Origin of the sequence: Leptospira perolatii, from assembly GCF_002811875.1 — a bacterium.
In the GTDB taxonomy this organism is placed as follows: domain Bacteria; phylum Spirochaetota; class Leptospiria; order Leptospirales; family Leptospiraceae; genus Leptospira_B; species Leptospira_B perolatii.
Genome location: NZ_NPDZ01000003.1, coordinates 270,280 through 291,717, shown reverse-complemented (window position 1 = coordinate 291,717; position 21,438 = coordinate 270,280). Strand labels below are relative to the sequence as shown.

At 44.2% G+C, this 21,438-nt stretch carries 18 protein-coding genes; 15 read left to right on the top strand and 3 right to left on the bottom strand.

What is annotated here, in order from left to right:
- The first annotated feature begins 168 nt into the window (after positions 1 to 168).
- From CH373_RS07495 to metF, 3 genes are read left to right on the top strand one after another with little or no spacing between them, the layout of a single operon-like run.
- Positions 169 to 1,068 carry a helix-turn-helix domain-containing protein gene (locus tag CH373_RS07495; protein ID WP_100712761.1) on the top strand — a complete coding sequence of 300 codons (900 nt, stop codon included), beginning with the start codon at positions 169 to 171 and terminating at the stop codon, positions 1,066 to 1,068.
- Positions 1,069 to 1,099: 31 nt separating this feature from the next.
- Positions 1,100 to 3,607 (top strand): discoidin domain-containing protein, encoded by a 2,508-nt coding sequence (locus CH373_RS07490; RefSeq protein WP_100712948.1) that lies wholly within the window; start codon positions 1,100 to 1,102, stop codon positions 3,605 to 3,607.
- Between the two features lie 37 nt (positions 3,608 to 3,644).
- A complete protein-coding gene (gene metF / locus CH373_RS07485; RefSeq protein ID WP_100712760.1) occupies positions 3,645 to 4,526 on the top strand; it encodes a methylenetetrahydrofolate reductase [NAD(P)H] in 882 nt (293 codons plus the stop codon).
- A 44-nt stretch (positions 4,527 to 4,570) separates the two neighbouring features.
- On the opposite strand, the gene CH373_RS07480 is transcribed toward metF, so the two are convergent.
- Complete coding sequence (locus CH373_RS07480; protein ID WP_100712947.1) at positions 4,571 to 5,392, bottom strand: menaquinone biosynthesis family protein; 822 nt, start codon at positions 5,390 to 5,392, stop codon at positions 4,571 to 4,573.
- Between the two features lie 63 nt (positions 5,393 to 5,455).
- Here CH373_RS07480 and CH373_RS07475 point away from each other — a divergent pair, with 63 nt between their 5' ends.
- From CH373_RS07475 to hemG, 12 genes are all read left to right on the top strand, one after another.
- Positions 5,456 to 6,340 (top strand): HAD hydrolase family protein, encoded by an 885-nt coding sequence (locus CH373_RS07475; RefSeq protein ID WP_100712759.1) that lies wholly within the window; start codon positions 5,456 to 5,458, stop codon positions 6,338 to 6,340.
- Between the two features lie 328 nt (positions 6,341 to 6,668).
- On the top strand, positions 6,669 to 7,562 hold the full coding sequence (locus tag CH373_RS07465) for a glutamyl-tRNA reductase (RefSeq protein ID WP_100712758.1): 894 nt from the start codon (positions 6,669 to 6,671) through the stop codon (positions 7,560 to 7,562).
- Positions 7,547 to 9,112 carry a hydroxymethylbilane synthase gene (locus tag CH373_RS07460; RefSeq protein ID WP_100712757.1) on the top strand — a complete coding sequence of 522 codons (1,566 nt, stop codon included), beginning with the start codon at positions 7,547 to 7,549 and terminating at the stop codon, positions 9,110 to 9,112. Before CH373_RS07465 ends, CH373_RS07460 begins: the two co-directional genes overlap by 16 nt.
- Positions 9,109 to 10,080 carry a porphobilinogen synthase gene (gene hemB, locus CH373_RS07455; RefSeq protein WP_100712756.1) on the top strand — a complete coding sequence of 324 codons (972 nt, stop codon included), beginning with the start codon at positions 9,109 to 9,111 and terminating at the stop codon, positions 10,078 to 10,080. Before CH373_RS07460 ends, hemB begins: the two co-directional genes overlap by 4 nt.
- Positions 10,077 to 11,378, top strand: a complete 1,302-nt coding sequence (gene hemL, locus CH373_RS07450; RefSeq protein ID WP_100712755.1) for a glutamate-1-semialdehyde 2,1-aminomutase — start codon at positions 10,077 to 10,079, stop codon at positions 11,376 to 11,378. The genes hemB and hemL overlap by 4 nt, the downstream gene beginning before the upstream one ends.
- A 37-nt stretch (positions 11,379 to 11,415) precedes the next feature.
- Positions 11,416 to 12,354 (top strand): sensor histidine kinase, encoded by a 939-nt coding sequence (locus tag CH373_RS07445; protein ID WP_100712754.1) that lies wholly within the window; start codon positions 11,416 to 11,418, stop codon positions 12,352 to 12,354.
- Positions 12,344 to 13,039, top strand: a complete 696-nt coding sequence (locus tag CH373_RS07440) for a response regulator transcription factor (protein ID WP_100712753.1) — start codon at positions 12,344 to 12,346, stop codon at positions 13,037 to 13,039. The genes CH373_RS07445 and CH373_RS07440 overlap by 11 nt, the downstream gene beginning before the upstream one ends.
- Positions 13,029 to 14,051, top strand: a complete 1,023-nt coding sequence (locus tag CH373_RS07435; RefSeq protein WP_100712752.1) for a uroporphyrinogen decarboxylase family protein — start codon at positions 13,029 to 13,031, stop codon at positions 14,049 to 14,051. The genes CH373_RS07440 and CH373_RS07435 overlap by 11 nt, the downstream gene beginning before the upstream one ends.
- Positions 14,048 to 15,397: an oxygen-independent coproporphyrinogen III oxidase gene (gene hemN / locus CH373_RS07430; RefSeq protein WP_100712751.1), complete on the top strand. Its 1,350-nt coding sequence runs from the start codon at positions 14,048 to 14,050 to the stop codon at positions 15,395 to 15,397. The genes CH373_RS07435 and hemN overlap by 4 nt, the downstream gene beginning before the upstream one ends.
- Before the next feature lie 154 nt (positions 15,398 to 15,551).
- A complete protein-coding gene (locus CH373_RS07425; protein WP_100712750.1) occupies positions 15,552 to 16,502 on the top strand; it encodes an LA_0442/LA_0875 N-terminal domain-containing protein in 951 nt (316 codons plus the stop codon).
- 24 nt (positions 16,503 to 16,526) lie between these two features.
- Complete coding sequence (locus CH373_RS07420) at positions 16,527 to 17,513, top strand: EamA family transporter (protein WP_125169892.1); 987 nt, start codon at positions 16,527 to 16,529, stop codon at positions 17,511 to 17,513.
- A gap of 97 nt (positions 17,514 to 17,610) precedes the next feature.
- Positions 17,611 to 18,897 (top strand): protoporphyrinogen oxidase, encoded by a 1,287-nt coding sequence (gene hemG / locus CH373_RS07415; protein ID WP_100712748.1) that lies wholly within the window; start codon positions 17,611 to 17,613, stop codon positions 18,895 to 18,897.
- Positions 18,898 to 18,900: 3 nt separating this feature from the next.
- On the opposite strand, the gene hemH is transcribed toward hemG, so the two are convergent.
- Positions 18,901 to 20,034, bottom strand: coding sequence for a ferrochelatase (gene hemH, locus CH373_RS07410; protein WP_243393301.1), 1,134 nt, complete (start codon positions 20,032 to 20,034; stop codon positions 18,901 to 18,903).
- A gap of 121 nt (positions 20,035 to 20,155) precedes the next feature.
- A complete protein-coding gene (locus CH373_RS07405; RefSeq protein ID WP_100712747.1) occupies positions 20,156 to 21,265 on the bottom strand; it encodes a putative porin in 1,110 nt (369 codons plus the stop codon).
- Positions 21,266 to 21,438: the final 173 nt, after the last annotated feature.

Sequence of the window (21,438 nt, the reverse complement as noted above, 5' to 3'; positions counted from 1 at the left end):
GTCCGGCAAAGAAAAAAACTCCCCTGGTGATTCCAGGGGCCGGACCTTCCCGAAGGAATGTTGTTGGATGAGACATAAGTAACCTTATGTCAGATAATGTCAACTACCTTCGGATTTTTTGCTTAAAATTAATTGGTTTGCTATCCGGGAAGCAAAAGGATCCGAGCTATGGGCGACCATTATCCATACATAAAATTCGTATCGGACATTATAGAATCCGGGCTCTGGGCCCAGTTATCTGCGGCCGCGAAGACTCTTTATCTAGTCCTGCTTAAATTTAGCGACCAGAACTTTAAGCCAGTCTGGCCAAGCACGGAAATGCTGCTCCGCCTAACCGGATTTAAAACAAAGAAATCGATCATAGAAGGAAAGAGAGACCTAGTCAAAGCAGGTCTTCTTCAAGTCGTGCCAGGGACCGGGCACAAGAATTCTATGTATTATTTTTGCTTCAACTACCCCGGTTCCAAAATTCCACCTCAGGGGTATACCGCTGGATACCATAGGGGTGGATCGACGGAACATCCAGAGGTAGGAAAGGCGACACCCGAGGGGGGACAATTAGGAGCCCCAAACAACATTAATATAACTATCCATAATACCCAGAACCAAAAACCTATTCAGAAGCCAAAAGAGAATAAGTTATCTTTGGACCTACTGTCCCAGGAATTTGGGACTTCTATTTTGACAGAGGCGATTGAGATCGCAAAAGCCCAAAGACAAGAGGCAAATTTATTTTATATACGAGGGATTTGCAGAAATTTGACTGCGGCGAAGACAGACAGGCCCAATTTTGAGCACCCGGGAGCCGAAAGGGCTACTGGTACTTTGGGAGGAAAAGACGCTTCTTGGTTTGGGTTCCTGGAGTGGTGCAGAGAGTCATTATCTAAATCTAGTGTCGATATTTTGGAAAGACTGCAAGTGCAGCCGGATGGGCGCACTTTGTTTGTGCTGGATCCCCTACCAGAGTCTCTTCGAATGATCGTAACAAAGTACTTCACAGACAAAATCTATCCATCGATACTGGTTATATTTTCTGCCAAGCCAGAGGAAAATCGAATCAAGGCCTAATTTCGGAGAAATGAAGGAACTAACCTACTCTATGAATAAAGAATCCATTCGGATTAGCCACCCACAACCGGTTAAAATCAAAGAAGTGCGGACTAAGGGAACGTATGACCTTAAGGAAGGAAAGTTACTTGGTTTTTCGGAGAGCTTGGATGCACCAGGTGTCTCGGTTCTCACTCTTTCTCTTGGAGAAGATTCTTGTTTCAATCAGATCAGATTGCATTCTTCTGAATCCATTGCTTCATTTTTTCCAGATACATTTCGATTCGAGATTTCTTTGGACGGGAAAATTTGGGAGCCGATTTTGCAAGAGGCCGGCTTTAGTCGATTGAATCGAAAAATCGGACAATGGAATTTTTCTTTGGTCCAAGCAAGATTTCTCAAGCTTGTGAGTAAGGTCTCGGTCAAGGATGGATCAAAATTCAAAGTGGCCATCGGCGCTCTAGAAGTTGGTGTTTCTGGGATCGTAAAGATTGATGTTAGCTCGGAAAGGGATCGTTTTTGGGTTAAAGAAAATTTGATAGATGAACGCCCAGATTATGGTTGGGCATCGCAAGAATCTTCGCAGCCGAAAGAAGAATTTTTTTTGGTCGACTTGGGCTCGATAGGCAGGGTGAACGAATTGAGACTTTTAACGCCTAAGGATTCACCGGCAAATTTTCCGGAAACGTTTACTGTTTACTACAGCGAAGATGATCTGACTTGGAACCAACTACTCGAGGAGAATCAGTTCTTATCTGAACTCGGGGTTTGGTATCAGTGGAGGTTCTTGCCCGCAAATATTCGATTTTTAAAATTAGTAGCTAGACCTAGGAAAATCCAGGGAAAAGAAAAATACTCCACGAGAATCGCAGAGGTCGAGCTATATGCAGCTCCGTATCTGAGCGATTTGACCCACAAGCCTACTGCCGCACCTCTCCCATATGCTACAGTTCTACGTTCTGGCTTGGTTCGATTAGCAGTGGACGGAGAAACTTCTGAAGGTGCCGCGGTTCAGGCAAATGATAGAAGGCTGAGAGATTCCAGTACGGAATATAAAGGAATCGTAGAACTCGCATCGGATGGCGAGGAGAAAGAAGGTGCAGTCGTTCAATCCAACGATCGTAGATTGAAGCATGCAACCGAAACTACGTATGGCCTGACAAGGCTCGCGATGAATGGCGAAAATCGGGCAGATAGAGTTGTCCAGGGGAATGATGACCGATTGAAAAACGCCAGCACTTCTTCCCCCGGGATTGTGGAGTTAGCAGAGAACGGCGAAACAAAAGAAGGAGTTGCGGTCCAGGGAAACGACGACCGATTAAAACATGCTTCCCCCCATAAATTCGGATTGGTTCAGCTAGCTTCACCTGGAGAGGCGAATCCTGGAAAAGTGGTTACCTCGGATGATCCAAGGCTGAGACGGGCAACTACAGAAGCTCCCGGAATCTTACGTTTTGCTTCTAATGGAGAAGAATCTGCGGAATGCGCAGTGCAAGGAAATGATAAACGACTAAAAGTCGCCACTGCGCAGAGCTACGGGATCGTGCAATTGGCTAGATCAGGAGAATCTAAAGAAGGAGTAGTTGTCCAAGGGAGCGATGAAAGACTGCGTGCCGGAACAACAGAGTATCCTGGAATTTTGGCCTTGGCACCAAAAGGTAAATCTATTCCAAATCATGCAGTTTCCTCTGACGACCCTAGACTTTCGGATTCGAGAGATCCGAAGCCGCATAATCACGATTACGCGCCTTTGCATCATGATTTCAGTTCCCATTCTGGGTTCCTGCGTTTGAAAGGATCAGTTGAAGCTCCTTACATGAATATTTCCCCTCCTCCAGAAAGTTTCGGAATCGTGTACGCCAAGAACGAAAGCGATAAGGGTTCCGGGATTGTAGGAACAGGAAAGTTTGTAGGTGTTCTAGCTTACGGAGAAAAGTTCGGTGCAAGAGGAGACAGTTCTTCTGGTGATCGCGATTCTGCCGGAGTTCTTGGCTTAGCGAAAAGAGGATTCGGAGGGTGGTTCCATTCTAGATCCGGATACGCAATATACGCGAGCGGGAAAGGAATTCCTTCCTTAAATGAAACCGGCTCTGGCAAGGCGTTGCTTGCGGAAGGAGATTCCGATTTTATAGGCACAGTGTATCTCCATTCTGGAAATGGAGAGGATTGCATCGCAAAGTTTTTTCCGGTACATACTTCTGATGTGATTTCGGAAGGAGACTGGTTGTCTATGAGCGAAGATGGAAAGCTCAGGAAGTCAAAACAAGCAGGAGCTACAAACATTATCGGCGTTGCCGTAAAATCGGCGGCAATGGTACTAGGAGAAAGAGGCCAAATGGATGGATTCTGGCTCGTTGCGATCTCCGGGGTAGTTTCTGCAAATGTAGAAGCGCAATCGTATCCAGTGCAACCTGGAGACCTCTTGATCTCCGGGCTGACTAGCGGCCACGCCGTGAAAGTGGCAGCAGAAAATCTGAAGCCTGGCGCACTTGTAGCCAAGTCTTTGGGGACGCAAAAAAATGGTCGCGGACAAATCCAAGTGCTGCTGACTTGCAATTGATCGAAAGAAAAGTAGGAATTCTGAATATAAGGAAAAAATGAAAAAGATCCTAGATATATATAACGAAGCGAAAGGGCCGGTATTTTCTTTCGAGTTCTTTCCTCCTAAAACGGAGGAAGGTGAGCAAAAACTTTATGAAACCGTAGAGGAGCTTTCTGCTGTTAGCCCGGGGTATATTACAGTTACTTACGGCGCTGGGGGCTCTACGAGAGATAAAACGATCAGGTTAACTTCTGATCTTGCGAACAAATTTAAACTTTCTGCGGCTGCCCATTTCACTTGCGTTGGCGGGGATAAGGACCAAATCCGTGAAATTTTGCAGGAAATAGAATCTGTCGGAATACGGAATTTAATGGCGCTACGCGGCGATCCTCCAAAAGGAGAAGGTGTTTTTCAAAAAACTCCTGGCGGTTTTGGAAATGCGAGCGAGTTGATTTCGTTTATCAAAAAAGAGGGTTTCGATTTTTGTATTGGAGGCGCCTGTTATCCGGAAAAACATCCGGAGGCTCCGGACCTTGATGAAGACGTAGATATGCTAAAGAAAAAGGTGGATTCCGGTGCGGATTACCTTGTCACACAGCTTTTCTTTATGAATGAAAAGTTTGAATCGTTTCTTTCTTTGGTTCGGCAAAAAGGAATCTCTGTGCCTGTGATTCCAGGAATCATGCCGATCACCTCTTTTAGCCAGATCGAGAGATTTAGAAGTATGGCGGCTTGCGAGTTTCCGCCTGAGTTTTTGGTCGACTTGGAACAAGTGAAGGAAAATCCTGCAGAATTTTATAAAAGAAGCGTTCGGTTTAGTGTGCGGCAATGTAGAGAGCTTTTGGACAACGGAGCTCAGGGAATACACTTGTATACTTTGAATCAGTCGCACGCGAGTTACGATATTGTAAAGCAGCTGCAGTCGATCTATAGTTGATTACAAATTGATTGTGCTTTCGCGCTAAGCTTGGAGTGCTTTTGTTAAACGAATAGCTCTCTACCTTGGGGAACCAATCCTGTTCGGAGTGATTCTTTGTACAGCAGAGAAATTGCCTTTCTCCCCTCTTCGCCCAAGGATTTGGTGTATTGATTTACATAGAGATTGATATGGGAATCAACGACTTCTTTTGTAGTATCTTGAGAATGTTGGAAAATGTATTGATAAGTGCTCTCTCTGTTTTTAAAGGCGAGGTCAATACTCTCCTTCAAAGCTCTATCCAATTCTTGGCGCACAGATTCTTCTATATCTCTCCGCACTGCTATGCATCCTAAGGGGATGGGTGCTCCGCTGTATTCTTCCCACCATTCTCCTAGATCTCTTACTTTTTCCATGTCTCTTTTTTCGTAGGTAAATCTTTCTTCATGAATCAATACCCCGAAATCTGCTTCACCGTTTTTGACATGGTCCAAAATTAAATCGTATCGCATCGGTACTGGCTCATAGTCTCCCTGAAGATAAAGATGCAACAGTAGGTTTGCAGTAGTCCATAGTCCAGGTACGAGAATTTTTTTCCCTTTTGGGGCATTCGCTTTATTTCCCTTTCGTTTTACAATTAGTGGGCCACAGTTTCTGCCTAAGGCGGAGCCGCTGTCCAACAATGCGTATCGATCTGCAACGTGGAAGTAAGCCGCAAAGGAGAGCTTGGTGGAATGGAACCTCCCCTCTTTTGCAAATTGATTTAAGTTTTCCACATCAAACAATTCTTCCCGAATCTTGAGGGCAGAATTTGTTTTCCCCGAAATGAGATGGTAGAAGATGAAAGTGTCGTTTGGGCAGGGGGAATATGCTAAACTTAATTCCATACTTACAGCAAAACTTTCTGGAAGTTCTTGGAAACGAAAAAAATAATCGTAGGGTAGTCGCACATGAAATTCCCATCAGAAAAAGAGTTCGGGTTTTTAGAGAAAATACATACGATAGCTGTAGATTTGGACGGCACGCTTTTGAATTCCCGTGCTTCCATCTCGACCTTAAATCACTACATCTTGCAATCAGCGATGGATCAGGGAAAAAATGTGATCATTGCAACTGGGAGGAGATTTTCCAGTGCTCTTCCTTACGCCCTTGAGTTTAAGGGGAGAGTTTTGGTAGTTTCAAACAACGGGCAGGTTCTACGGTCTGCTCCGGATGCTGCTAGAATTTCAGAAGTATATATTTCTTCCTCTGCGGTTTCGGCAGTGACCGAAGTAGCAAAGAGGGCCGGATTTACTCCGATTCTGCATGTGGACTATTTTGAAGAAGGGATCGATTTTGTTTCTGAGATTCCGATTACCGATCCTAGGTTTCATAATTATGCGAACGGAGATTTGGTCAGGTCTAGAGTGGTGAGAGACTGTAACGATCACGGTGCAGATCGGGCCTTGGTAGTTTGTTTTCTGTCCTTGGATAAAGAAGAATTAATGAATTTGGAAATTTCGCTTTTGGCGTTACCCGAGGCAATTGAATACAGAACCGTGATTACTATGATTCCGGGAGTTTCGTATTGTTTGGAAGTCTTGGAAAAAGGAGCTTCCAAGTGGTCTGCTATCTGCTCTTTCTTGGAATCCGAAATGCTCCATTCGGAAGGTGTGATATCTTTTGGAGACGAGAAGAACGACTTGGAGATGTTGTCCGGCTGCGGACTCGGGTTTGCGATGAAAAATGCGATTTTATCGTTAAAAGAAAACTCCAAGTATCATACGCGTTACTCTAATGACGAAGACGGAATCGCGATGACTCTGCTCGAACTTGGGGTATTAGGTTTTCCTTAATAACTTGCGAGGGTCATCGGAGCGGCGTTCTTTGGATACGGGGGGAACCGTCTGGCAAGAGGCGCAAGCCGAGTCGTAACAGCCAAACTTGGTTTCTTCCTCGCTATTTTTTCGGAAGAGATCCGAGAAGCTCGACACAAGTGGGAAAAGAAGCCTGAGGCACGTAATTCCAACGATCAAATATACAACGGTATCTTGTGTGTTCGTGTCCCAGGTCATATTTCCATTTTGAAATTGGATCTCAGTTAGGGCAACAGTAATATTTTCCAGAGGCTCTGACAGTATTTTGACAAATCGAGCCGGGATTTCTGTATGATCTTTGGTAGAGATGTGGTCCACGCTAAAAGTCTATCATTCTGAAACGAACCAGAAAGAAGCCTTGTTTTCCTCGGATGCTTTTTTATGGAAAACTTGCATGCGGACCATTTGGGTGACAGATTCTCGTTTGCATCCAGAATTTATTTCTGTCTCGTCTTCTTGGGAAGTAAGAACTGGTTTCGAAGCGTATCGACTTCTTTTGGAAATTGTCTCCGGGTTGCGTTCTAAACTTTTTGGAGAAACGGAAGTTTTAGCTCAGTTCAAAGAAAGATTTAAGAACGGAGAACTCCCCTCCTCCGCATTTGGAGAATATCTCGCAAAGTTAAGAGATAATCTGATCGAAGATTCACGCGAATTGAGATCTGGGTATTTGCAAAATTTAGGAGAGCAGTCCTATGGTGGTCTGGCTCACAAATATTTGTCTGAGTTCCTTCCAAAATCTCACTCCGTTTCCATGATTGGAACAGGTCAACTCGCCGAGAAAATGCTACCCTGGCTGAGAAAGTCAGATCGTACCGTGAATTTAGTCGGTAGAAATCCGAATCGATTGCTTTCACTTTCAAACGCTCATCCTTGCAAGGCAGTTTTATTATCAGATTGGCAACCTGCCCAGGAAGCTTGGGTAATTGCAGCACCGATCGATCTTGAGGATTGGATGAAATATTTAGAGCCCGGTAGTCTAGTCTTGGATTTTAGAGAAGAGGTCCTGGAGAAATCCTGGCCGGAGGGAGTCCGATATATTTCCTTTGCGGAAATGCTTTCTTCTTTAAAAGAGACCGAAGCAAGAACTCATAAAACAAAACTGGAATTAAATTCCGTGATAGAAAGATTACTGGAAGACCGCGAGTATGAACCGCGGCAATTTGTATTCGGTTGGGAAGACCTACCTTGTCCTTCGTTCTAAGAATTGGATCTAGAAAAAGTACTTTAGCAAAACTGCAATCTCTTCTGGTCCGAGACGCGCTGTTAAAGGCGCACCCGGATTTGAAAATCGACCTTTTTTTCAAAGAAGCCAGCGGAGACCAAGATCTCAGTACTCCTCTTTGGAAAATGGGCACTCGAGGAGTTTTTACTCAGGACCTTACAAAAGAATTGGTCGATGGCAACGTTGACTTAGTGGTTCACTCTTACAAGGACCTGGATCTAGAAGGACATCCTGGAACTGAGATTGTAATGGCGCTTCCTAGAGCGGACCAAAGAGATGTTTTACTTTGGAAGAAATCCTCTTTTTTGGAACCTCCGGAGCTTCTGAGAATTCATTCTTCTTCTCCGAGGCGCGAATATAATCTGACAGGATTTCTCTCTTATGCGTTGCCTGCCAGATTGCAAGGGAAGCCGTTGGAGTTTCGACCGGTGCGTGGAAATGTCCAGACTAGGGTTCGTAAGTGGTTAGAAGATTCTGGAGTCTCGGGCATCGTGGTCGCGAAGGCGGCATTAGACAGGCTCCTGGCTGACAATTTTTCCTTTTCGCAAGAATCAGAATATTCTGAAATACGAAATTATTTACGTTCAGTTTTAGATGAAAATTTATTCATGATCCTTCCGCTTTCGGTAAATCCGAATGCTCCTGCTCAAGGTGCGCTTGCTGCCGAATATAGGTCGGGTGATTCTAAAGTTCTTTCTTATTTAGCTCCTTTGAGAATGCATTCAGAAGAGAAGAATGTGATCGAAGAAAGAAAGATTCTTTCCTACTTTGGAGGCGGTTGTCACCAGAAAATCGGTGTGGCTTGCATCAACGTCGAGGAAGAAACCTATCTTTTTCTGAGGGGAAAATCGGACTCTGGAGAAGTGCTGAATTCGAATGTTCGCTTGGAAAATCGCAGTGCATTTCCGCGTCCTAATTCTTGGGAAGATGTTTTTCCTCAGCCCAAGCAAGGCTTCGAACTGCGAAGGGTCCCCCTCTCATCTTCCCCTCCGGCAGCTAAGGAATGGTTTGTATCAAAGGCGGATGCAATTCCGGACTCTTGGACTCCTCCGAATCCCGATACAATACTGTCAGTCGCGGGTACAAAAACCTGGAAGAAGTTGGCTAGTAGAGACTTTTGGGTTCACAGTTCAACGGATGGAATCGGCGAAGAAAATGCTACAAGTATTGATACTCTGCTCGGTAGGGTTCCGAAATTTGTTAAACTAACTCACGAGGACAGCGAAATAGCGGAAGGTGTTTGGGAGAGATACCCTACCTATAAAGTGGAGTTTAGCGAAAAGCAGCCGGATCTTTCTAAATTTACTCATTTCTTTTGGATGAGCGGTTCCCAGTTTGAAAGAGCTTTGCGATCTAATCCCGGTATCTCTGACAAAGTGCACTCTTGCGGTGCAGGGTCTACTTATAAAATCATTAAGAAAACATTAGGGAATGAAGCTAAGGTCTATGCTTTTCCGAATTACGAGTCCTGGGTGCATGCCTGCAAGGGAGAGCAACTTTTATTTTCTTCCAAACAAGGATCGAAATGACATTACAATCTTCTTATGGATTGGAGCTGCGCAGAAATCGGACGCTTCCTCAGCTCCGTGATTTGCTTTCTTCCGAATCTTTAAATGCAAAAAAGCTTATACAGCCTATTTTTGTAAGCGAATCCCTGAAAGAAAGAGAGGAGATGCAATCTCTTCCCGGGGTATACCGTGATTCCAAGGAATCGGTGCTGGCCCAGATAGAATTCGACCTGAAATCAGGAGTGAAGCATTTTCTTCTTTTTTTAGTACCGGGAACAAAATCAAACGATTCGATTCCTAAATCGTTTTATGAAAGTGCAATCGGTGGAATTAAGCAAAGATTTCCGGAGATTTTTCTTTGGTTGGATACTTGTCTTTGTTCTTTGACGACTCACGGACATTGCGGGCTTTTGGGCAAGAAGGGCGAGATCGATAATGCAAGTTCCGTAGTGCGTTTGTCGGATATCGCTCTCTGTTATGCGCAATCTGGCGCGGACGGAATTTCACCTTCGGATATGATGGACGGCCGAGTTGCTAGTCACAGGAAAATCTTGGACCAGAACGGCTTTGCTCACGTTCCGGTGATGAGCTATTCTACGAAATTCAAAAGCAACTTTTACGGGCCGTTCCGCGAAGCCGCAGAATCTGCTCCGGGGCACGGAGATAGGTCTTCCTACCAAATAGATGTTCGAAATAGGGAAGATTCGATTCTCTCATCGATTCGAGACGCGCAAGAAGGCGCGGATCTATTGATGGTAAAACCCGGCATTACTTCTATCGATTTAATTCAGCCGATTCGGGACAAAACTGGGCTTCCGGTTGGAGCTTATCAAGTAAGCGGCGAATACGCATCTCTAGCGATGCTCGCGCAAAACGGATTTTGTAAATTTGAAGATGGTTTATTAGAAACTTGGAATGTATTCTCGCGAGCCGGGGCTTCTTATTTAATCACCTACGCCGCAAGAAGAGGAAAGGAAATATTCTCATGACTGTCTCTCAGACAATTACATCAAAAGAACTTTTTGAAAGATCAAAGAAGGTTTCCCCGGGAGGTGTGCACTCCCCTGTTCGGTCTTTTCGCTCGGTTGGAGGGAATCCTGTTTTTTTTAAATCTGCCCAAGGCGCAGTTCTCACCGATGTAGAAGGGAAAAGCTACCTAGACTATTGTCTTAGTTTTGGACCTCTGATTTTGGGTCACAGAGATCCTGAAATTGAAGAAGTGGTTAAGCAGACTGTGGAAACTGCTTGGAGCTTCGGAGCCGCGGAGCCTTATTCCTTGGAGCTCGCTGAATGGATTGTGAGTAAAATTCCCTGGGTAGAGAAAATCAGATTTGTAAACAGCGGTACAGAAGCTGTGATGAGCGCGCTTAGAGTAGCGAAGGCGGCAACTGGCAGAGATAAGATTTTGAAATTCGATGGATGTTATCACGGGCACTTGGATGCACTTTTGGTGAAGGCAGGTTCTGGGTTAGCGGGAGAATCTTCCTCGGACAGCGCAGGAATTGGATCCGAGATGATTCGAAATACTTTAGTTTTGCCCTTGGATAATGAAAATCTTGTCGAAGAGCTTTTTTCCAAAGAAGGAAAGAATATCGCTGCGGTTATTATCGAACCTCTGCCAGCGAATTATGGGCTTTTGGTACAAAGGAAGGAATTCCTACAAAAGCTTGCATCGGTTGCGAAAAAGCACGGAGCGCTATTGATCTTTGACGAGGTAATTAGCGGTTTTAGGATGGGTCTAACCGGTATGAGCGGAATGCTAGGAATCGAACCGGACTTGGTCACCTATGGAAAAATTATCGGAGGTGGATTTCCGGTGGGAGCTTACGCAGGTAAGGCGGAATTCCTGGACTTAGTCGCTCCACAAGGACCGGTCTATCAGGCGGGCACCTTGAGCGCGAATCCGTTTGGGATGAGGGCTGGTCTAGCTACCTTAAAAAAATGTGAACGAGATAATGTCTATGCCTCATTGGAGGAAAAGACACTTCAGCTGACTCAAGGGTTACTTTCTATATTCAGAAAATATGATGTAGAATCTGAGTGGGCCTGCACGACTCAAGGCTCCCTGTTTTGGTTCCACAGAAAGAGTGCAAGCCCAATTCGGACTGTAGATTCGATTCCGAATGGTCATAAGGAAGCTTTTGCAAAGGTCTTCCATTTGCTTCTGGGGGAAGGAGTGTATCTGGCGCCATCCGGCTACGAGGTAGGCTTTTTAAGCTTGGCCCACACTTCGGAGATTATAGCTCAGACCTTGGAAAAAGCAGAGGCTTCTTTTAAAAAAGCTTAAACTTAGAAGAGAAGGAAGTTCAATTTAGGCAAATCGTATGTTGTTATCTAATTTGAGAAAAATTCTTCTACCTGTGCTTTGGCTCATTACCACAGTTTCGCTCGGCGTCTGGTGGTTTTTTCTAGGTCTAAAACAAAATCGGTTTGCCTCCGAGTTGGCAGGACATCTGCAAACGAATGTGAAAGCCGAAGTATTAGAAAAATTGGATCGTCAGAGCAGGATGATCAAGATGGAAGGTGCCTTCTTTCTTGTGCTTCTAACCGTCGGCGGCGTTACTTTAGTCTGGCTCACCTTTCGGGAAGACCAAAGGAACAAGCTGATTCATGATTTTTTCTCTACTGTCACTCATGAAATGAAAACCCCTCTTGCGAGTCTTAGGCTTCAAGCCGAAAGCTTGTTGGAGGAAAGACTGGATCCGGCAAAAGATCGCCTCTTGGTTCGACTATTGAAGGATTCAGTTCGAATTGAATCCCAGATGAACAAGGCAATGTATCTCGCTAGTCTGATGAGATCAGAAGGTCTGTATCTAGAAGAAACTGATTTGTCAGAATTAGAGAGCAGTTTGAGAGAAGACTGGGGAGAACTACAGATTCGTACCGATTGGAAGGTTAAAAGAGTCCGAGCGGATCGTAGGGCGCTTGAGAGCGTAATTAAGAATTTGCTGGAGAACTCTCTGCAGCACGGCTCAGCTACCGAAGTTAAAATTAGTTCTAGAATGATAGGTGGCAATCGAGTAGAATTCGAGTTTGTGGATAATGGGAAGGGATTTGCCGGAGATCTTCAGAATTTAGGAAGACCTTTTTTTAGACACACAAGCACGAGTGGCACAGGAATTGGCCTCTACATCATTCGGCAATTATTAGAAAAAATGAATGGAACATTTTCTGTCGGAAATTCTCCATCTGGCGGGTTTTGGGCTCAGTGGACCCTACCCTCCTCCGACACGACCCTAGAGGGCGAAGGTCGTGAAAGCTAAACTTTTATTAGTTGAGGATGATCGATCTCTGGGGGAAACTCTGAAGGAGAGATTGGAAAAAGAGGGGTACGAGATCGTTTGGACCGTATCCGCCCAATCTGCGAAAGTTTTAGCCTCAGATTCTGCTCTCGACTTGATTCTGTTAGATGTTCGACTTCCGGACGGAGACGGTTTCGAGTTAGCTCAGGAGTTAAAAGAGCGAAAGGATTGTCCTCCATTTTTATTTTTAACTGCACATTCTGGAGCTCCAGAGAGATTGCGGGGATTTGAGCTTGGAGCTGAAGAGTTTATTCCGAAGCCATTTCATTTAAAGGAATTGTTAATTAGAGTAAAGCACGTACTCGAATCTCACAAGCATCAATTGAAATCAAGTCGCTTCATTTATGAAGGGTATACTCTGGACTTTTTCGGCTATTCTATCCGTAAGCCGAATGGAGAAGAGATCCGATTGTCGAAGAGAGACTGCGCACTGTTAAGTTTGCTCGTCGAAGAAAGGGATAGAGCGATTAGCAGAGACGAAATACTAGATAAATTATGGGGAGAAGAACGATTCCCTACAAATAGAACTATAGATAATTCCATTGTAAGATTACGCCAGGCCTTCGATGAAAAAGGTGAAGAAGCGATTCGTTCTGTTCGAGGCGTAGGCTACCAATGGACTGGAGAACTGAGGAATGCACAATGAGAGATTCGGCAATGCACTTGCTTTAAAAAAACAATCTATTCCTCCGATTTGGATGATGCGCCAAGCCGGAAGATACCATTCGCACTATCAAAACTTGCGAAAGAAATATTCTTTTGAAGAACTTTGCAAAGTGCCTGAGCTTTCGGCTGAGGTCGCTTTTGGACCAGTCGACGATTTTGGTTTCGATGCCGCGATTTTATTTTCGGATATACTTTTCCCTTTAGAAGCTTTGGGAATGGGCTTAAGATTTGGAGAAGATGGACCTCGCTTGGGCTGGCACTTGGAACATCCAGGAGACCTTGCTCGATTTCATATCTTAGAGGAAGCCGTGGATTTTTTGAAATTTCAAAAAGAGGCGATGCAGCTTACCAGAAAGAAAATTCCTTCCGATCGCTCCTTAATCGGCTTTATCGGAGGACCGTGGACTCTGTTTTGCTATGCGAATTTAGGAAAACATGATGGAAATCTTGTCCAACCCAAAGTTGCCTCCCTCCTCAGAGAAGGTTTTTATAAGAAGTTAGTTCCTTTATTAAAAGAGAATATTCGGCTGCAGTTAGAGGGGGGCGCCGAGATCGTAATGATCTTCGACACTGCCGGAGGTGACGCTTCTCCTTCCTTCTTTAAAGATTTTATTCTACCTCCCGTTCGAGAGTTGATTAAAACTTTTCCGGGAAAAATTGGTTATTATGCGAAAGCTCTTCCCAAAGGAAGCCTCGAACTTTTAACCTCAGTCGAAGGATTGCTCGGATTCGGGTTGGATCACCGGTGGGAGCTCCCCCAATTTTTGGGAAACGGCAAACATTTTGTTCAGGGAAATTTTGATCAGGCGATGTTGTTCTTAGAGCCCGCAGAATTTCGTCATTATTTACTAAAGTGGTTACATCCTTTCCTAGAACTATCGCCGGAAAGAAGAACCGGTTGGATCTGCGGCCTAGGCCATGGAGTGCTTCCAAAAACACCGGAAGAAAACGTCAGAACATTCGTAGAAACAGTGAGAGAGGTATTCCAATGAAATCGGAACTGAGCCTAATCGGAAAGTATGATGTACCTGCACCTCGGTACACTAGTTATCCTACGGTGCCTTATTGGGAATCGGATCCTACTCGCGAAGAATGGATTTCGTCTATTCGAAATCGAATTCAACCAGTTGGCTCTTCCCTCGCCTTGTATCTGCATATCCCATTTTGCGAAACTTTATGTTCGTTTTGTGGATGCAATACATCGATTACAAAGAATCACTCCGTCGAAGAGCCGTACGTCGAATCTTTGTTAACCGAATATTCAAATTATTTAAAGGCTGTTCCGGAGCTTGGAAAAAGGGAATTACGAGAATTGCATTTGGGCGGAGGCTCGCCTACTTATTTGTCCGAGAAAAACTTGGAGTCTATCTTAAAGCCGATTTTGAGTGCGTTGACGATTGCAGAGTCTCCTGAGTTTTCCATCGAAGTGGATCCTAGACGCACTAGGTTGACCCAACTAGATTTGCTCAAAGATTTCGGATTTAAGAGAATCAGTCTCGGAGTCCAGGATTTCGATTCAGAAGTGCAAAGGTTGGTGAATCGAATCCAGCCTTACGAATTGACCGCGGGAATCACTGAAGGTGCGAGAAAACTAGGTTACAATTCTGTAAATTTTGACCTGATCTACGGATTACCAAAGCAAACGAGCAAGAGTATCGAAGAAACAATTCAAAAAACATTGGCCTTGAGGCCAGATAGAATTGCTTTTTACAGCTATGCACATGTTCCTTGGATCAAGGCTGCTCAAAGATTATTCACGGAAGAGGATTTGCCCAAGGGCGCCGAAAAACGCGAGTTATACGAGATCGGTAGAGAAATGTTTATCAATGCGGGATATAAGGAAATTGGAATGGACCATTTTGCCCTTTCCGACGACTCCTTGTATTTAGCGTCGGTCGATGGTACGTTGCATCGGAATTTTATGGGCTATACTACCAGAACAACCGACCTACTTTTGGGCTTAGGAGTGTCCGCAATTTCGGATACCTGGGATTGTTTTTATCAGAATGAGAAAATTTTGAAAAAATACCAGAGAAGGATTTCAGAAGATGGTCATGCGTTGCTCAGGGGACATAAATTAAACGAGGAAGATCTTCGTCAGAGGGCCTTAATATTGGCTCTTTCTACTACTGGAAGCGCTGCTCTTCCGGAGGAAATTTTCGAAGATGTGAAACTGTATTTGGCGACTATGGAAGACGATAATCTAATCGAGTGGAAAGGGAAAACTCTGACAATCACAGAGGCTGGAAAACCTTTTCTTCGCAACGTTTGCACCGGTTTGGATCTTCGTCTCCGTAGGAAAAGTCCCGAAGCAAAAGTTTTCTCTCAGTCGATTTGAAATTCAGAATTTAGAATCGGTAAAGTGGAGTAAAACCCTTGTATTTTAGAAGGAGTTATTAGCCTAAAAACGCTAGAAATAATCAATTTTTAAGTCCAATGATAGGATGACAGTTATTATCTTGAGGAAGGGATTAGGTTGTTTGCGAATTAGAATGAATCGATCGAATTTACATATTTCTTGGCTCTTCGCATTTTTACTGATCGTTCTATCTCCGATTGCAGGTGTGGACTCCGCCACTGTATTGATGAGGCAAGGCGGAGCTGTCAAAGGCAAGATTATCACGCAAAACCAATCCGTAATCGTTTTACAAACCGAAGCTGGCCGTAGATCGATCAGCAAAAATACAGTCTTAAAGGTTTTGTATAAAGAAGTTAATGAAGCCGAAGAAGCCAGAATCCGCAAGGAAGAGGAAAACAAACTCGCTAGAAGCAAGATAGAAGCGGAGCAGCGAGAAATGCAACAGAAAGAAGAGGAGAGACTTGCCGCAGAAGAGGAAGCGAGAAGAAGAGAACTCGCCGAAAAGAAAAAACCTCCAGCGATCGATCCAAAAAAAGCGCTATTGAGATCAGCTATTTTGCCGGGTTGGGGTCAATGGTATAGCGAAAGAAAATTTCAAGGCGTTCTATTCCCTGCCCTACTCCTTGCTGCAGGATACGTCGGTTATCAAAAATTTAAAGACTATCAAGTATCTGTAAATTTATACAATAACGAGGGGAACCCGTATACAAAGTCGGCGATGTTAGGATCGGCGGTTGGAATTCCGACCATTACCCCTCCCTCTTTTTCGAATCCGACCGATGCTTATCTTTATGACAAATATATAAGCCCGATTCGACACAAGCAGATCCTGGCAGCGCGAGATTTTCATGAGTACCAAGGTGCGTTATACGTTATCGGTGCGATTTATTTGGTCAATCTCTTAGATGCGTATTTGTTTGCCGGTAGCGCGCCCAGTGTTGCGGAGGCTAGTAAATTAGAAAAGAATACTGGACTTGAATTGAATGCAACGCCGGCTTACGTGAATTCCTCCACTGCGCAAGGAAGCGGCTCGCAAACTTCTTTAGAAATCCGTTACTCCTTAGGATATAGATTCCAATTTTAAGCCATCCTGAACTCAGTGGTAGAAATGCCGCGAGATCCGAAAATTCTATTCGCTTACGTTTCTCTGTACATTATCTGGGGATCCACCTATCTGGCGCTAAAGGAAGGCCAAAAGTCGATGTCCATCGATCTGTTCTTAGGGATTCGATTGTTCTTGGCCGCATTCTTAAATTTTGCAATCTCTTATGCATTGATTAGAAATAAATTTCCTTTATTCACTAGAGAAAATCTGCAGGAAGCCCTCAAAGTGGCAATCATCGGCGCACTGATCATCGTGAGCGGCCAGGGACTGACTTCGCTTTCTATGCGTTATGTGGACTCTCATATGGCGGCTGTGGTGATCGCGGGAACTCCTATTTATATTGTTATTATGCAAGCAATGTCAGGAGAAAAATGGAGCCTTTCTATCCAAGAAGCCTATGGTATGGGTCTAGGCATTCTCGGGATCGCAATACTTTCCTACGAAGAAATCCTAATTATTTTTCAAAGGTTTACGCTTACAGAAACTGGGGTCGGAATTTTTTTCGCCTTTTTGGGTAGTATGCTGTACGGAGGATTTTCCTACTTCACGAGAAATCAAATTAAGATGAAAGATCCTTTAGCAGTGGGCGGCTTTCAGATGTTAGGCGCCTCTTTTGTTTTTTTGGCGTTCTCATTATTTTCGGGAGGATGGAGTTCCCAGGCATTTGTTGCGATGACACCTGGGACATGGTGGGCGCTTTGCTATTTAGTTGTTTTCGGTTCGACGATCGGGCACACCGCTTACTCTTTTATTGTAAGAGTGGAACCCCCCAATCGGGTCTATTCCTACACTTATATAAATCCGATCATAGCGATTCTAGTGGGCGCTTGGCTCGGCGGAGAGAATTTGAAGTTGCAACTAATTCCTGCTAGTCTCGCTATTTTACTCGGTGTATACTTTATTTTAGGAAATCAAGTGCTTCGAAAGCAGGGTTCACCAATTTCTGTAGAGAAAAAAGTTTCGCCACTAACAGCGACAAACGATGATTAGTAGGATCTCGATTTCTTGCTAGTTCAAACCGCAGGAAACGAGCTAAAAATAATAAGATCCGAATTGTCAAACAATCCGGGCCCCGCAAACTGTATCCGTGCCAACTCCACATCCAGATAGAATTGTCATAGGCGCCGGGTTTACTGGCTTGTTGCATGCGTATCTCGCACTTTCCAAAGGCGAATCTGTATTAGTCCTTGAAAAAGCAGACCGCGGTGGTGGATTGATTCGATCTGTTCCTACCGAATACGGAATTGTAGAAACTGCTGCGAACGGGATTTTGAACTGTCGAGAATTGGAATTGCTTTCATCCAAATTGGGGCTTGATATTCTCGTGGCCGATCCTGCGGCCAAAAGACGTTTTATTTTTACTCGTGGCAAACCTAGGAGAATTCCGCTCACCTTTTTTGAAGCGGTCTCTCTTGCCTATAAAGCATTTACTGTGCCATCCAAGCCATTAGAGGGAGAATCGGTTTTACATTGGGGCAAACGAGTGTTAGGTGAGTCGGCAGCCGAGAAATTGTTAGAGCCTGCTTTGGGTGGAATTTACGCAGGAGATTTGGATACAATGTCAGCGGAATTGGTACTAGGAAAGTTTTTCCAATTGAATCAACCGACTTGGAAAAACCTAAAACATTATGCTTCGGAGAATACTTCCAAACCTGTCAAAACCAGAAGAGGAACAGTTAGTTTTCGCGGAGGGATCGGATCGCTTGTGGCCGCTCTCGAAGCAAGAGTAAAAAAGGAAGGCAAAATCAAGTACGAAGAAGAGATCGGAAGCTTAAAGCAACTTCGTGGAAAGTATCCTAGGGCGAAGATCACTCTTGCTACCAATCTAAGTTCTAGTCTGAAGCTACTGAGAGCCGAGTTTTCTGAACTCAAAGTATACCAAGGAATGTTACAGACATTACCAGTCGTGTCTGTCACTCGTTTCGGAAAAGATTCTATTTTGGGTACTGGCAAAGGTTTTGGAATCCTTTTCCCCAAGGACCACAAAACATATTCTTCGGAAATGGGGATCCGGGTAAGGGGAATCCTATTCAATAACTTTATCTTTCCCGGTAGATCTGTGAACGGGATCAATTCCGAGACCTACATCTACGGAGGAGCCGGAGATCGAGAGATTGCAACTAAATCAGAGGCAGAAATTATCTCGATTGTTGAAGAAGACAGAAAGAAAATATTTCCTGAAAGCAGTTCTCCCTTAAACCATTACGTAACGATCTGGAAGGACGCTCTCCCGGAATATAGCCCGCAATTACTTTCTTTTAATCGGGATTTAGATCGGATTTTGCCCGAGGATTTGCGAGTCGAAGGAAATTTTCGATACGGAATCGGGTTAAAGTCAATCATAGAGAGAGCCTTTGCGCAGCACTCTCTCTAGAAATTAGTGCGAAGAGCAAAGAACTTTTTCTTTGCTTGGGTCAAATCCGCCCAATGATTTGCAGGTGCAGACTGTCCTAACGTTAGTTCCCTTATTCGAGGCGGCCTTTGCTCTTTCTATAATCGTAGCAAGTGCCCGAATAAACGGAGGATAGGTTCCAGGTGTTGGTATTCTATAATAATCCTGAAAACCCAATGACTTTGCTTTGTCTCGCATTTGTACGCCGATTTCTTCTAAGGTTTCTAAGTGATCACTCACAAAACTTATAGGGTAAATCGCAACCCTGGAAACTTTGGCTTTGGAAAGCTCTTCTAACAGATTTAAAGTATTCGGAGTGGTCCATTTACTCGGACCTACCCTACTTTGGAATGCAAGGTGAGTATTTCCGCGATAGCCGGCCTCTCTCAATAGAGAGACTAGCTCATTCGTATTTCTTTCAATTTCTCGGACATAGTCGTCTCCTTTATGGACTAACCGCATCGGAATCCCGTGTGCGCTAAATACTATATCGATATTCTGCCAGTCCTTTACTTTTTTGTTATGTAAGTGAAGGAATTTGGAATTTTCCAGATGACCGTTAAAGAAATCTAGAATCAGATCGCGCACCGATTCAAGGTATTCTGATTTGTCAAAAAAGGGTTGTATCCACCCTTCGTAAGAGATCGGACAAAATCCGAGTTTGCTCTTTAATATCATTGCCGTCGAAAGTACGGTTGATCGCGAAAAATGCGGGAACAAAGGTAAAATTATAACTCCGTTTCTTGGGTCTAACCATTCAGGATCGATCTCCCTGATATGCGGATACCCACAAGCCATCGCAATTTTGATCTCCCATTTTTCTCCGCTCTTTTCAAGGAGCTTCTGTAGTTCCTTTGCCTGACGTTCGGTTTCGGAAACTAGTGGGGAACCTCCTCCGAAGCCCATAGAAGCGTAGACTTCTTGTACTTTTTTGGATCTGGATTCTGCGATTTTGCGGGCCAAATACAAACGAAGGGCCTCTGGAATCGGCAGATCAAATACAAGTGGATCCTCAAAAAGATCCATTAAGAATTTAGGAATTTCTGAAGCGGCTCTCGGTCCGCCCAGATTTAATAAAAGAAGTCGGTTCTTAGATACTTTTTGCACAGATTCTAACAAAATACTCCGGTAGCATTTGCTTACAAGTGGAAATATGGCCTCGTCGTTTCCCTTGATATTTACGAATCTCTTAATGAAAGTGAAACTGAATCTTGGCGGAAACCTGGGACTTGACTAAGATTCAATTCCCAGCAGCCCAATCCAAGTAGCTTGTCATCGATAGTTCTATATTATATTGCTTGGTATTCAGATAATTTCGAAACCTTCCTGCGGAACCTGAAATAAGATCTTCGTTGCTTAAGCCGCCCTTGGTGGAAAAACTTCCCGAGCCATACAGTCTGTGTTCTGTCAGCTTGAGGAAAGCAAGCCAGCGACTCCAATTGTAACCTAACCCTAGGGAGGCTTCGAATCCGTAACCCCCGGCGTTACCGATAAAATTTAAAGTGCGATGGTAATGGTAGTCTCGAAAATGCGAATACCACGATAATCCGAGAAAGCTTGTGTCAACGACCCAGCCTCCATTTGAATAACGGTAACCGATCCCTACCGGAAATTCCCAAGTAGTATTCGAGAAACTCAACCCGAGTCCGATGCGATCATAAAATACAGGGTCGGATGCGACCCATTGCATGACGTCATACAAATAATATTTGAAAAAAGTATAATGGATTCCCCCAGCCCAAAAAATGCCATGTCCGCTCTTTCTGCTATCTGGGTTTGAAGATCCGAAGTACTTTCGGATCTGAAGACTGATTCGATCTTGCTTCATAGAAAGTCTGCCCTTCCCATCGGCAAAATTTCTAGATCCGGTGAAAGTATATGGCGTATCGTAGAATGCAAATTCTCGGAAGGCAATCTTCGAACCCCGTTCGACAGTGGGATCTCCGAGAGCAAAATCTTCGTCTCTACCCTCCCCTACTCTTTTGTATCCACCGGTAGACCTATACCCAACTTGTACCTCCCATTGATCCAGCCAGTGCTTAAATTCCAGACCGGCGTATGTGAAATCCCGGTTGTAACTGATTCTGGACCCAGCTTTTACCCCGGATAAGTTTGGATATTTGGTCCCAGATTCGAAAATGTGCTCACCGCCATTGAGCCCGAATAATATCGTCGCTGAAGATCTCGATAGAAAGCTGTTCAAGCCTGAGCTATATGATTTCTTTTCCTCAACTGATCCTGGATTTTTTTCCGAAAAATTGGTGGAGCCTTGAGGGAATAAGGAACCGGGGAGTAAGAGGACAAAAATTGCCCATGCAAATCCCGAGTAGAGTCTGCGGTAGTTGTTCATTTATTCTTGTTTCTCATTGTTCTGGGGTGAAATGGTTTCACCCTTTCTATAGGAAAGGGATGCCTATAATTCTAGGCATATCTGGTTGTATCAACCTTGTTTTTTCGCCAATTAAAGGTCAATGAGACATAGGTTTTCTTGACAAATTGAGTTTAAGAAAGGACTTCTATTAA